The organism is Dethiosulfatarculus sandiegensis (assembly GCF_000931935.2).
GTDB lineage: Bacteria > Desulfobacterota > Desulfarculia > Desulfarculales > Desulfarculaceae > Dethiosulfatarculus > Dethiosulfatarculus sandiegensis.
Genome location: NZ_AZAC01000008.1, coordinates 26,388 through 39,915 on the forward strand (window position 1 = coordinate 26,388; position 13,528 = coordinate 39,915).

Sequence of the window (13,528 nt, forward strand, 5' to 3'; positions counted from 1 at the left end):
AAGCAATCCCAAGAAGTGTCAATCAACTCCCAATCGTCAGTTAGAGCGTGTTTACGGGTTGAAAACACTTATCATCTTTTTAAAAAAGATGTATATTAGGGTTCGTTAATAAAATAAAAGGAGTTTAAATTTGGAGTCGGAGATCCTCTTAAAAAATGATCACGGCCAAAGCAGGCGGTTTGGGGGCGCCAAAACAAGCATTGAAAAGATTTACAGCCTGCCCGCTTCCCTGGGAAAGGGCTGCTTCCGCCGTATCAGCTTGGATCAGGGATTATGCCTTTCCACAAGTAATTGCCGAATGACCCGGGCTTATCGGGCCGAGGTTGACGATCGCCGCCCGGTCCTGGCCTTTGCCTACACCCTGGCCGGGGCAAGCCAGACAGACAACAGTTCCTTGAAAAACCCTTTGGAGATGACGGCAGGGCAGGGTTGTTTTTATTATCTTCCGGATCCCCTTTTAAAAAGGCGTATAGAACCGGGATCTCAATTCCAGGGCATGGTGATCAAAATTTCCCGAACAAGGGCCAGGAGGCTTTTTTACGGCCAGGAGTCAGCCCTGCCGGGACTATTGCAAAAGGCCTTGTTTGGTAATTTAAAAATTCCTTTTTGCCGTAATTTTTCCCTGCCGCCTGAATGCAGATCTTTAGTCTGCATGTTGAATGAAAACAGCTATGACAGCCTGCTTTCCAGGCTTTTTGTTGAAAGCAAAACCCTGGAGCTGATGGCCCGGACCCTGGCCTTTGTGCAGCAGGATTCCCCGGAAAAACGGCAGACACCCTATATGGAGAAGACCCAGAAGGAGATGCTTATGAGGGCAAGGCAATTTCTCCTGGCAGACCCGGCAGATCCGCCCGGCCTTTTGGAACTGGCCCGCAAGGTGGGGGTGGCCCACCCCAAGCTCAATCAACTTTTCAAAACCGCCTATGGTGATACGGTTTTCGGGTACCTGCGTCAAAAAAGGCTTGAGATGGCAAGTGAGATGCTTTTATCAGGTAATGAAACTATAACCGAGATAGCCTATCGCACCGGCTTTTCCACACCCAGCCATTTTGCCAGCGCCTTTCATAAAAAGTTCGGCCTGCAACCCCGAGCCTACCGTAAGAAACACAACTGAAAAATCGCTCAACAGTCGGCTGGGCAAGTTGTCCAGGCCGGGCTTGGGCGTTTTTTCAGGAAATGATATTTTAACTTCAGGATCTGACAGCCCCATTTTTCGAATTGTTTTATAGCTCTCTCTTAAAGAGGCCAAATGGCTTCGCCCCAGGCGCGGCCCATGGAGCCTTAAGGAAATCTGTAACCAAAACAATTCATTACCAAAGAGGTTTTAAAAATGGGGTGCTTAAGAAAGATTTTGGGCATTGCGCCCATGATCGGTATTTTTCTGTGCCTGCCCTCGCCGGCCCGGGCAGCAGCTGATGCAAAACTCGGCGATTATGTGGTCACGGCACAGAAACGCGCAGAAAGCCTGCAGGAGATACCGGTCAGCATGGATGCCTTCACCGGTGCGGAACTGGAAGAGGCCGGGGTGTATAATGCGGCCGGGCTCACCTATTTTTCTCCCAACCTTTACATGAAGACCAGCAGTGCCCAAAGTGAGATTGTCATAAGGGGATTGTCTTCTTTTAACAATGCCTTGTACGGCCCCAGCGCACTCTATGTGGATGGGGTGTGCCTGCCCACCCATTTCAGGCATAACCCGGATCTGTTTGATCTTGAAAGGGTGGAGGTGCTGAAAGGCCCTCAAGGCACCTTGTACGGCAGGAATACGGAGAGCGGCGTCATCAATATCATAACAGCCCAGCCGACCAATGAATTCAAGGCCAAGGTTTTTAGTGATGTCTTTATGTATGATGGAGACGCCGATGACTCCCCCGGCCTGCGCGCCGGAGCCAGCCTCTCGGCCCCGCTGGTGGAAGACAAGCTGTTTCTGCGCATTGCGGGCAGGATGGATTATTCAAACGGCTGGATGGTTAATAACTTTAATCAGGATGACAAGGCAGGCAAGGTTGACCATAAAAACCTGCGCGCCTCCTTGCGTTGGCTGCCGGGGCCGAATTGGGAGGTGGATTTCACCAGCGGGCTTCAAGATGAAGACGACGGCAAGGGCTATTTCAGGTATTTCACCGGTCCCTTGGCCACACCCCGTCATCAGATCAACTATGACAGTGAATACCGGCAAAGCAACCAGGGCTCTTCCCATGCCCTTAAATTGAAATACAAGGCCCACGCCTTTGACCTGGTCTCCGTAACCGGTCTTAACACCTTTGACCGGGAGTTTGATCAGGATTTTGACTCCGGCCCCCTGCCCAGGCCCTACACTTCCCTGGATTTTGAAGACACCTTTTTGAGCCAGGAGCTGCGCCTGGTTTCCAAGGGGGACCAGGCCCTTAAATGGTTGGCCGGGCTCTATGCCCTGAGTGAGGATACCACGGTGGATATGAATATCCGGGCCATCTCCCAACGCAGGAATTCAGACCTCACTACGGGTGGTCTGGCCTTGTTTGGTCAGGCCACCTATTCCCTTTGGGAGCGCCTGCACCTTACTGCGGGGCTCAGGCTGGAGCATCTGGACCTTAAGGGGGATATGGATTATCAGGGGCCCATGGGCGCTCGTCAAAAATTGGACAAGGACCTTGATTTTGACGAGCTGCTTCCCAAGTTCACCCTGGCCTATGACTTCAGTGAACAGGTCATGGCCTATGCCTCGGCGGCCAAGGGATACCTGCCGGGCGGATACAGCGTGTACATGGCCACCAACCAGGACAATTTCACCTATGATCCGGAATATTCCTGGAACTATGAGCTGGGAATCAAAACCAGTTGGTTGAATGATGCCCTGACTGCCAATATCGCCTTTTTTTACATAGATTTGAAAGACAAGCAGGTTGCTGAATTTGTGCCCGGAGTGATGGGCGTGCAAAGGATAGCCAATGCGGCCGAGGCCAAGAGTCAGGGGGTGGAGCTTTCGATCCAGGCCAGGCCCGCCGCCGGTTGGCAGTTTACGGCCGGGGTGGGCTACACCGATACGGAGATCGATCAGTGGTCGGGCTATGCCCTTGATCAGGCCCTCGGGCGCATGACGCACTTTGACTACGCGGGCAACCGCCTGCCTCACGCACCGAAATACAATTATCACCTGGGTGCTCAATACACCCATGAAACCGGGTTGTTTGGCCGTGTTGATCTTTTGGGGGTGGGGGATATTCAGTTTAACGCTTCAAACACCGTGGAGCAGGATCCCTATCAACTGGTGAACCTGCGCCTGGGCTATGACAACGGAGTCATAGGGATCACCCTGTGGTGCGAGAACCTCTTTGACGAAGACTATGCCCTCTTAAAAATGAATTGGGGCAGTGCCGTGCTGGGTCAGGACGGAGCGCCGCGCACCGTTGGAGCCAGGTTGATCTATTACTTTTAGGAAAAAATCTAAAACGCCCAAAGGAGCCCTCCGCCCTTTGGGCGTTTTAAAATAAGGAAATGCCAATGAAATCCCTGCCTGATCGGAAAATTAATTTCCACTCTCTTTATGAGATTGTGGACGCGCCCATAAGGTGGCATCTCTTACGCACAGCCTTGAATATGGAGGTTTTCGGCCGCCTGGAAACACCCCTTTCAGCCGCTGATTTGAGCCGGGCCCTGGGCTCACACGCGGGCAATACCGAAGTGCTGTTAAAGGGATTGACCGCCATGGGCCTTTTGCGGAAAAACGGCGACACCTATGTAAATACGGAACTGGCCCGCCTGTGCCTTTGCCCCCAAAGCGAGACCTATCTTGGCGGCATGCTGAAAAGCCTTTCCGTAATGCGCACCCAGGGGATGGAAAATCTGGAGCAGATAGTCTTAAACGGACCGCCTGCCCAGGAGAGTGGCCCGGACTTGGAGAATCAGAGCCTCTGGAAAGAAGCGACAAGCTATCTCGGCGCTTATCAAAGGGCTGGAGTGGGCCAAGAGGCCGTGGAGATAGCCCGCTCCCTGCCTGAATGGCCGGGCTTCAACAAGATGCTGGATCTTGGCGGCGGCGCAGGCATGATCGGCCTTTACCTGGTCCTGGCCCACCCCAAAATGAAAGGGGTTTTATTTGATCTGCCCAAGGTCTGCGAGAACGCGCTTCCTCTGATCAGGGAATATGACAGTGATATGCGCATGCAGGTCCTGGCCGGGGATTACAACGAAGACCAGCTGGGTGAGGGCTACGACCTGGTCTGGGCCAGTCTGAACCTTTATTACGCCAAAAAGGATCTGAACCATGTCATGGCCAAAATCCATCAGGCCATGAATCCGGGAGGGGTCTTTATCAGCTACCACGAAGGGTTGCATCAAGGGCGGGTCTCGCCGGCCTTTCATGTGCTCGGCAGGATCGCTCCCGCTTTTAGAGCTCAGGATTTTTCCTTTGATCAGGGGGAGATTGCAGACTCCATGCTCAAGGCAGGTTTTGCAAGGGTCCACTCCAAAACCATTGAAACGGTCAACGGCCCGATTGACCTGGATATCGCTCGTAAAAAAGGGGGAAACAATGGTTTTTAGTCGGCTGAGGCCGGGGCTCTGCGGCCTTATCTGGGCGATTATTTTGCTCTTGAGCGCAATCCAGGCCCAGGCCTTTGCCAAACTGGAAAAGCTCACCTTTTCCGGCATGCCGGTTCACGAGACTTATCCCCTTTTGGTGATAAAGGAAAAAAACCTGCTCAAGGACGTGGCGGAGAAGATCGAATTTATTGCCTGGAAAAACCCGGATCAACTGAAGGCCCTGATTCTGGGGGGGCAGGCGGATTTTATCACCTTGACCACCAATGTGGCCCAGGCGCTTTATGAAAAGGGAGTGCCGCTTAAGTTGGTTCAGGTTTCGGTCAGCTCCAATATGTGGATCATGGGCAGGGGGCCCGAGCATAGCGGTTTAGGCCGGATCAAGGGGAAAAAATTGGCCCTTCCTTTCAGGGGGGAGATGCCCGAGGCGCTTTTCAGGCTGATCGCCAAGGGAAACGGCCTTGACCCGGACAAGGATTTTACCATCACCTACATGGCTTCTCCCCTGGACGCCATGCAGATGCTTCTTTTGGGACGGGTTGATTACGCCTTTCTGGCGGAACCGGCTATAAGCCTGGGGCTTTACAAAGTAAAGCAGTCCGGGCAAAAGACGGCTTCCATGGCCAGGGTGGTGGACATGCAAAAGGCCTGGCAAAAGAGCCGCCCCCAGGGCCCTGCCATGTTTTTGGGGGCCATGGCGGCCACCGAGCGGGTCTCCGGCAAAAAACATGTGCTTGAGCGTTTCAACCGGGAATACACCAGGGCTCTCACCTGGTGCAAGGCCCATCCCCATGAGGCGGCTTTACTGGTGGGCAAGTATTTCCCCATGCTCAAAGCCGAACCCCTTACTGAGGCCATCAGCGGCCTGCGCCATGAAAGCGTTCCGGCCTTTAAAGTGCAAAAGGATCTGGAGCTGTTTTTGGAGATGGTGATGCATGAGTTGAATCCGGCCAAGCCCTTTGTCAGGCCTGGAGCTGACTTTTATTGGCAAGGCAAATGAGTGAAAACGGTTTTTCAAACCCCGAGCGGGGCCGGACAGGGGAGGGGTTTTGGAAACTGCTGGGCCTTTGCCTGGTGTTGGCCTTTTGGCAGTTGGGTTCCATGGTCTTGCCGCCTTTGGTCCTGGCCTCGCCCCTGGCCGCTTTCAAGGCCCTTTTTCTGCTTTTGGCTGATCCCGGGTTTTGGGTGAACCATTTTCTAGTCACCCTGGGCCGGGTAATGGCCGGGGTTGGTTTGGGAGCCTTGGCTGGGTTTGGTTTGGGAATCGCCGCCGGACTTAACAAAGGGATAAGGGCCATGCTGGAGCCCTTGCGCTGGATCCTCATGAGTGTCCCGGCCGTGGTGGTTGTGGTTATCGCCATGCTCTGGTTTGGCATGGGCAGTGTGATGGTGGTCTTTATTGCCGGGCTTTTTCTATGCCCCCTGGTTTATGTAAATATTGTAAAGGGCATGGCGGCCCTGGATGAAAAATACCTGGAGATGGCCGAGGTTCATGGCTTTCCGTTGCTTATGCGCATAAAGGATATATATATTCCGGCCATCTGCGCGCCTTTGATCTCCGCCCTGGCCATTGTAGTTGGCAACGGGGTGAGGGTGACGATTCTGGCCGAGGTGCTGGGTTCGGACCTGGGGCTGGGATATTGCTTAAGTTCTGCCAGAACCGCCCTTATGATCCCGGAGCTTTTTGCCTGTGTGCTGCTTTGCCTTTTGATTGTGGGCGGGCTTGAGTTTGCCTTTTTAAAACCTTTGGAAAAGCGTCTTTTGCAATGGAAACAGTGAGTGCGGTGCTTCGGTTTCGGCAGGTCGGCATGGCTTATGGCAAGCTTGTTTTGATGAATGGTTTAAGTTTTTGCCTTAAACCGGGACAGGTGGTTGGATTGTCAGGGAAAAGCGGGGCAGGCAAAACCACCCTGCTGCGCCTGGCCGCCGGGCTCACCCGGCCGGAAGAGGGCAGGATAAATAATTTTGCAGGCAAAACGGGTTTTGTCTTTCAGGAGCCAAGGCTTCTGCCCTGGCGCACTGCCCGCCAAAACGTGGCCCTGGCTCTTATGGCCGTTGGAACCCAAAAGACCCGCGCTTTGAAGCAGGCAGGTCAGATGCTTGAATGCATGGAACTGGATGGTTTTTTAGATGCCTATCCCAATCGCCTTTCCGGCGGCATGCAGCAACGGGTCTCCCTGGCAAGGGCTCTGGCCCTGGAGCCGGATCTGCTCTTACTTGATGAACCCACCAGCGCCCTGGACCAGGGGCTAAAGACCCGTATGAGCGAAATGATCAGGGAATTGGCCAGGGAAAAGGGCGCCGCGGTTTTGTTTTCTTCCCATTCAGAGCAGGAGCTTAAGAACACGGCGGACTGGATTTTGCGTTTTAAGGGAAAGGGCTTGGTTGAAATTTCAGACTGACACAGCCTGCTTATTGCCAAGTGTCGCTGTGCAAGGAAGGAGGCTGCCCCCCAAAAGGGCATTTTTAGCAAGCTGACTCCTCCCGGCCCCTTGGAAGAGGCCGGGGATAGTTTTAAGCTCTTGGTTCTTTAACCCGCGGGCGGGAACCACAGGGTGTCTCCCATCTGCCCCTTGGCCCAGTGCTTGCGGGCGCATTCCGGGCAGAGTTTTTTCCCCGCCACACCGCTGGGCTCATCCTCGGTCATGTTGCGCAGATAAGAGAGATAGGCCTGGGGAGCCAGGGGGGCTCCGCATTCGTCACAGGTCTCCAAGGTGAGGTTTGCGGTTTCCGTACCGCAGAACACAATTCTTCTTTGCTCACCTTCATCATGCATGCGGATATTCTTGTGGGGACAGACCTGCACGCAGGAGCCGCAGCCAATACAGCGTCTGGCCGGGCGGTGGAAATCAGTCAGGGCAAGGCGCCCCTCGGCAGTGGCTGAAAGGTGCAGCCCCTTGACTCCCATCTCCTCGCAGACCGCCTGGCACAGGCCGCAGCCCACACAAAGATCGCAACGCAGACAGCGCAGGCTCTCCAGCCTGGCCGCTTCCTCATCCAGGCCCAATTCCACCCGCTTAAAGGTTTTTTGTCTTTGCTCCATCTTGAGAAGCGGCATTTTGGCCCTGGGTTGATCCACCTTTTCCCCGGTGGGCACTTCCACCGGGTCCAGACGCATGCGCGGGGTTTTGAGAGGAGGTCCCAGGGGGATTTCATTGCCCTTGAGATAGGCTTCAATGGAAAGGGCCGCCCATTTGCCCGCACCAACCGCCTGAACCACCGTCGCCGGGCCGGTTACCACATCGCCGCCTGAGAACACGTCCGGCAGATTGGTTTGCAGGGTCTGGGAATCCACCACAATCCTGGATCTGGTGTTAACCTTGAGGTCAGAGGAATTGACCAGACACTGCACATCCGGCATCTGACCAATGGCCGCGATAACCGAATCAACTTCCAGGAGATAATCCGAATCCGGAATCGGCACCGGCCTGCGGCGTCCGCTGGCATCCGCCTCGCCCAGCTCCGCCTGGATGCATTCCAGACCGCCCACCTTGCCCTGGATGCCCACCACCCTTTTGGGAATGGTGAGGTAGCGGATCTCCACGCCTTCTTCTTCGGCCTGGACGATCTCCGCCTCCCAGGCGGGCATCTCACGCCTGGTCCTGCGGTAGGCGATGACAACCTTGCCGGAGCCCAAACGGATGGAGGTGCGGGCCGCGTCAATAGCCGCGTTGCCGCCTCCGATTATCACTACCTTGTCGCCCAGCGGTTTTTTGCGCCCCATGCGCACCTGGCGTAAAAAGGTCATCACATCCGTGACCGGGTGCAGGGAGTCTTCGCCCTCCAGATTGAGACGAAGGCCTTCATGGGCCCCGACCCCCAGAAAAAAGGCCTCGTAACCCTGTTCCCGCAATTCGTCCAAGGTAAGGTCCCTGCCGATGCGCACCCCGGTTTTAAGCTCCACCCCCAGGTTCAGGATGTTCTCCACTTCCTGTTGCACCACTGCTATGGGGAGCCGGTATTCGGGTATGCCCACGCTCAACACGCCGCCCGCCACAGGCAGGGCCTCGAAGATGGTCACCTTAAACCCCTTGCGGGCCAGGAAATAGGCCGCCGAAAGACCAGCCGGTCCGGAACCCACTACAGCCACTTTTTGGTTGGTCCCCACCTCCATGGTGGGTTTGGGGTAGCCGCCTGAGGCCATGACACTGGCTGCGGCAAAGCCCTTGAGAGCCATGATGGAGATAGGTTGATCCATCTCCGCCCTGGTGCAGGCCGCTTCGCAGGGATGGGTGCAGATGGTTCCGCAGATCCAGGGCAGGGGATTGTCCTCCCTGATGACCCTGATGGCGTCTTCATAGCTGCCTTCCGCAATAAGGGCCAGGTAGGTGGGCACGTCTATGCCCGCCGGGCAGGCGGCCTGGCAGGGGGCCGTGCTTAAACCCCGCCTTTTGCCGGTTGCGCAAACACCCTGCTCCACATGGTGGATGAAGTCATAATTGAAATAGGTCAGTGCGGTTAAAACCGGCCTGGCCAGGGAGCGTTCAGAGCCGGTGCTGGTTATTAAAAGAAGCTCGGAACCCACCTTTTCCAGGGTGGCCAGGTGGTTTCTGGTTCCCGTGCCTTCTTCTATCTCTCCTAAAAGCCGTTTGATGTGGTTTAAAATTTCCGCTGCCTTGGGGTTCTCCCTGCTGAAGCTGTCCAGGCTCTTATAAGCCAGCTCCAGGGAATGGGCCACCATGCAGACCGAGTCATCCAATAACTTCAGTTCACCGGAGCCCATGGAAACCCCGGCCTGGGCCAGGGCCTCAAAGTCGAGCGGCAGGTCCAAAAGTGATTCCGGCAAATAACCGCCCGAATCCCCGCCAAATTGAAGCGCCTTGAAAAAGACGCCGTCTTCCAGGCCGCCGCCGTATTGGTCGATAATCTCCTTTACGGCAATCCCCATCGGCACCTCGTGGATGCCGGTTTTTTGCACCGGCCCGCTTAAGTGGATGAGTTTGCCGCCCGGGGTGTCTTGTCCCAGTTCCTGATACCACTTGGGCCCCTGGTCCAGTACAAAGGTGGAGTTGCCCCAGGTCTCCGGATTGTGGATGATTGTGGGCCAGCCAAACAGGCCGGAAGGACTTTTTCCCCTGGATACCGAGGCTTTCTTTTCTATTAATTCTTCCAAATGGGCCAGGTGCAGCCTGGCGTCCCGGCAGTGAAAGGCCTGGTTGCCGGTTAAGATGTTGATATCCAACAGTGCGTCTTCGCCCAGAAAACCATGGGCATGGGCTTCCGAAATGGCCTTTTCCAGGTTGGCTAAAAGAGAATAGTCCTCTTCGATTATATAGATGAAGCCTTCTTCCGCGCCCACGGCCAAGGCGCCCAAGATCATGCCTTCAATAACCAGGTGCGGCGATTGGGTGAGAATTTGGCGGAAGACCGGGAAATCAGGCGTTGGCGAGCCCGCTGCGCAGAGCACATACTTGTTGGCCGCAGGCGCGGCCTGACAGGCGCGCCATTCCATGAACACCGGTTGGCCGTCTCCATCCAGGGAGCGCAGATGGGCGTCACGCAAGAGGCGGATAACCTCCCTGCCTCCCCTGCGGGCAGTATCCAGGGCGGCTCCATAACCGCCTGCCTTGATGTAGGCTTCTATCTCCGGCCCTTTTTGCCTCTCCCATAGGGAGGTGAAGGGCAGGTGCGGCGAAGCGCTCTGGGTCATGTGCTTCTCCATGCCTTTTTGGTTTTTATATCAATAGACTTTGTTTCGGATTTACCCAAGGGGAGGAATCTCCCCTTGGGCGGCTTTGATCTATTTTTTCTTTTTGGCGATTTTCCTGGGCAAAGGGGTGCCGTGGATGCGTTCCGCCTTGGTTTCCTCGCGGGTGATCCCTCCGGAACCCATTTCACGCCAACCTCGGGCCGGGGCCTGGGGAACCGGGTCTTCGTCCCTTTCCCGGTCAAAGGCTACCTTTTTGGCGTATCTTTCCCTTTTCAGGTTGGGCAGGGCGTCGGGTTTGCCGAAATGCAGGCAACTGGTGGTGCAGTTGTTTACGCAGGCGGGCAAAAGCCCCTGATCCAGGCGGTCCATGCAATAATCGCATTTAACCACTTTTCTGGTTTCCGGATTCCACTGGGGCGCGCCCCAGGGGCAGGCCAGCATGCAGCTTTTGCAGCCCACGCAGAGGCTTTCATCCACAAATACAATGCCGTCGTCTCTTTTTTGCATGGCGCCTGTGGGGCAGGCGGATACACACCAGGGACGCTGGCAATGGAAGCAGGGCATATAGATAAAGGCCGCCCTGGGCAGCCCGTGGACCATTTTGGGGCCCACTGTGACAATTTGGGTGGGCTGCGGCCCCACGGGCAGGCCCTTGTGGGCCTTGCAATGCACCTGGCAGCTTAAGCAGCCTATGCAATTATCCTGATCCTGAAACAGGTAATAGTCGCTCATTTGTATACCTTTCGATCTTACCTGAATGGTTACTGAGCCTTTTTGACGCTGACAAAGTGCTCCTGCAGGGCAATTGCGCCTCCGGCCGGGTCCCATATGTCGAGCCCGCCCTTCATAAGCTCGTGATCAGCCACGCCTTTGCCATAGGCCCTGGATTCAACGGGAAGCTTGTGCCCGAATCCATGAAGCATGAAAATGCAGTCCGGATGAACCATATCCGTGACATAGGCCTTGGAAACCGCCTTGTAGCCGTTGCCGGAAACTTCCACCTGGTCCCCGTCCTTGATGCCCAGGTGGGCTGCGGGCAGACTGTTGATCCAGATGGGGTTTATGGGCATGGCCTCGTTTAAAAGCGGGTTGTTCACCGTGTGCCCCTGGGTGTGCAGGGCGCAGCGGCCAAAGGTGATCCTGAATTGACCATCGGGCGGGGGCTGGGGCGGTTCATAGGGTTTTAATGAGGGCAGCTTGGCCTTTTCCAGCACCTCGCTGATCACCTCCAGTTTGCCCGAAGGGCTTCCCCATTTGAACTTGTCCATATCACGGTATATGGGTTTATCGGTGAGCCCCACCTGGCCCTTTTCCTTGAAATCGGAAATTGTGAGGCCCGTGTCCTCCAGCTGGTATTTCCAGATATCTTCGATGGAGTCGAATTTGGCCAAAGGCCCCATGTTCATGAGCTTGGCCAGCTTGGTGAAGATTTCCCATTCGGCCATGCTGCGGTAACGGGGGGGCACCGCCCTTTGCCTCAGAAAAAATTTGGGTTTGACCCCGCCTTTGTGGGCTATGATGCTTTCCCTTTCAAGATAAGTGGAAAGGGGAAGGACCACATCCGAGTACCAGGCGGTGTCTGACCAGGAAAAGGTGATGGAGATAAGCAGATCCAGCTTGTCGAAGACTTTGCGCAGGGCGTCCGGGTCCGGCATGGCCATCAGCGGGTCGTGGCGATAGGCGATATAGGCCTTTACCGGATAAGGGTCCTCGGTTTCAATGGCCTTGAAGGCCAAATGCAAAAGTCCGGGGCCGCCGTCAAAGTGTTTGTATCTCCAACCAACCCCGTCGGCCCTTTTTTCCTCTGGCTTGGGGAACAGGTCGGCCAGGGCCTTTAAACCCTTTTTCCCACAATCCTTGGCCTTGTTGGTTATGGCCAGACCGCCTTTTGCCCCTAAAGAACCCAAAAGCCCGTTAATGATGTAGGCCGTGCGGCTTACATAAAAAGAGTCCTTAAAACGGGCGGTGTTCCAGCCGGGATGCCAGATCACCTGGGGAGCCGCCTCGGCAAGCTGCTTGCAGAAAGCCACCAGCTTGGCCGGTTCGATACCGCATTCCCCGCCTGCCCATTCGGCGGTGTAGGGCTGTACAAAGGAGACCAGGGCGTCAAAATCCTTAAAGTGTTTTTTTACAAAATCTATGTCATAGAGATCTTTTTGGATAAGAGTGTTTATCACCGCCAGGTTAAAGGCATAGTCGCTTCCCGGCTTCACCATGAAAAAGTTGTGCGCCTTGGCCGCGGTCAGGGTGGTCCTTACATCGATAACCGTGAGCTTGCATCCGCTATTCAAGGCCTGAGTCAGGTTCTTGACCTCGCTTACATTAATGGCCTCAAAAATATTCCTGGTCTGGGTGACCACGTGCTTGGCGTTTTTAAGGTCATAGCTCACGCCTTTCCTGCCCAGCCCCATTACGGACTTGGCTGAGTGCTGTACGTTTCTGGCACAGGATGCGTCGTGATTGCAATAGTTTGGCGAGCCCAGGCCCTTGACGAAAGCTTTATGCAGGTCCGGGAAGGGGCCGCCCCGGTCCGAGAAAAGGACACTTCGGTTTCCGTGGCGGTTGATTACGTCCATCAGTTTGTCTGCCACATGGGAGAGGGCCTCGTTCCAACTGGCCTGACGCCAGCGCCCCTCGCCTCTTTCACCGATTCTGATCAGCGGTTGCTGAGGTCTTTCCGAGTCATTTAAGAGAGCCACTCCAGCTCCGCCCCTGGGGCAGAGTGAACCGTTTAATCCGCCTGGGTGACTGCCCTCGATATGGACAACCTCTCCGCCTTCCACATGAACCTCTATGGGACAGCGCACAGTGCACATCCCGCAGATGCTATAGACTTTCTCCATGGCTAGGAAAACCTCCCGGGGGTGATTGCAATGACCCCGTCAGCGCCATTTGGCTTCAGGCGCTGGCGGATTCGGCCATTGAAAGAAATGACTGTCAGACCGAGCCTGTTTATCGGGCCGGGACTGCGGTGAACCCCGCTTGTGCAGATTCACGGACCGGTCAATGCCTTTCGATTTTTCTAAAAACGGCCTGCATCCTTGTTAAAGGCCTTTAGCCGTTTTGAGCAATATTGTTTTTTGCCGCTTGGCCATGGGCAAAGGACCTTTGGAAATACTGTCCTTAGCCGGTGCCGGAGGTGTTGGTCAATGCCTCTCCAAAAGAGAGAAGGGTATAGGTGTTTTTTGTTTTGCAGATTATCATCATTATCTAGTAAAGGATTGCGATCAGGTCTCCGCACACCCCTGGCCTGAGGGGAAACTCTATATTTTTTAATTTCATTTACCGGTTTTTGTCCGGGCATTAACCACGCCTTGAAGCCGGGAAAAGAGTCTATCTCAGCGATTTTATAAAAAG

The 13,528-nt window shown here is 55.0% G+C and carries 9 protein-coding genes; 6 read left to right on the plus strand and 3 right to left on the minus strand.

All coding sequences use genetic code 11. From position 1 onward, the window contains the following. The first annotated feature begins 130 nt into the window (after positions 1-130). The 6 genes from X474_RS05640 (at position 131) to X474_RS05665 (ending at position 6,923) form a co-directional block, all read left to right on the plus strand. The gene (locus X474_RS05640) at positions 131-1,114 is read left to right on the plus strand and encodes a helix-turn-helix domain-containing protein (protein WP_044347395.1); all 984 of its coding nucleotides are present in this window, start codon (positions 131-133) and stop codon (positions 1,112-1,114) included. Positions 1,115-1,330: 216 nt separating this feature from the next. Next, complete coding sequence (locus X474_RS05645; protein ID WP_044347396.1) at positions 1,331-3,418, plus strand: TonB-dependent receptor; 2,088 nt, start codon at positions 1,331-1,333, stop codon at positions 3,416-3,418. Positions 3,419-3,483: 65 nt separating this feature from the next. Next, positions 3,484-4,524: a methyltransferase gene (locus X474_RS05650; RefSeq protein ID WP_044347397.1), complete on the plus strand. Its 1,041-nt coding sequence runs from the start codon at positions 3,484-3,486 to the stop codon at positions 4,522-4,524. After that, a complete protein-coding gene (locus X474_RS05655; protein WP_052514902.1) occupies positions 4,514-5,521 on the plus strand; it encodes an ABC transporter substrate-binding protein in 1,008 nt (335 codons plus the stop codon). The genes X474_RS05650 and X474_RS05655 overlap by 11 nt, the downstream gene beginning before the upstream one ends. Then, positions 5,518-6,300 carry an ABC transporter permease gene (locus tag X474_RS05660; protein WP_044347398.1) on the plus strand — a complete coding sequence of 261 codons (783 nt, stop codon included), beginning with the start codon at positions 5,518-5,520 and terminating at the stop codon, positions 6,298-6,300. Before X474_RS05655 ends, X474_RS05660 begins: the two co-directional genes overlap by 4 nt. A gap of 29 nt (positions 6,301-6,329) precedes the next feature. Further along, positions 6,330-6,923, plus strand: coding sequence for an ATP-binding cassette domain-containing protein (locus tag X474_RS05665; RefSeq protein WP_197281987.1), 594 nt, complete (start codon positions 6,330-6,332; stop codon positions 6,921-6,923). Between the two features lie 128 nt (positions 6,924-7,051). On the opposite strand, the gene X474_RS05670 is transcribed toward X474_RS05665, so the two are convergent. The 3 genes from X474_RS05670 to X474_RS05680 form a co-directional block, all read right to left on the minus strand. Further along, entirely contained in the window at positions 7,052-10,171 is a 3,120-nt protein-coding gene (locus tag X474_RS05670) for an NAD(P)-binding protein (protein ID WP_052514904.1), read from the minus strand. A 90-nt stretch (positions 10,172-10,261) separates the two neighbouring features. Next, positions 10,262-10,903, minus strand: coding sequence for a 4Fe-4S dicluster domain-containing protein (locus tag X474_RS05675; RefSeq protein WP_082464175.1), 642 nt, complete (start codon positions 10,901-10,903; stop codon positions 10,262-10,264). 29 nt (positions 10,904-10,932) lie between these two features. Beyond that, positions 10,933-13,014, minus strand: a complete 2,082-nt coding sequence (locus X474_RS05680) for a molybdopterin-dependent oxidoreductase (protein ID WP_044347399.1) — start codon at positions 13,012-13,014, stop codon at positions 10,933-10,935. Positions 13,015-13,528 lie beyond the last annotated feature (514 nt).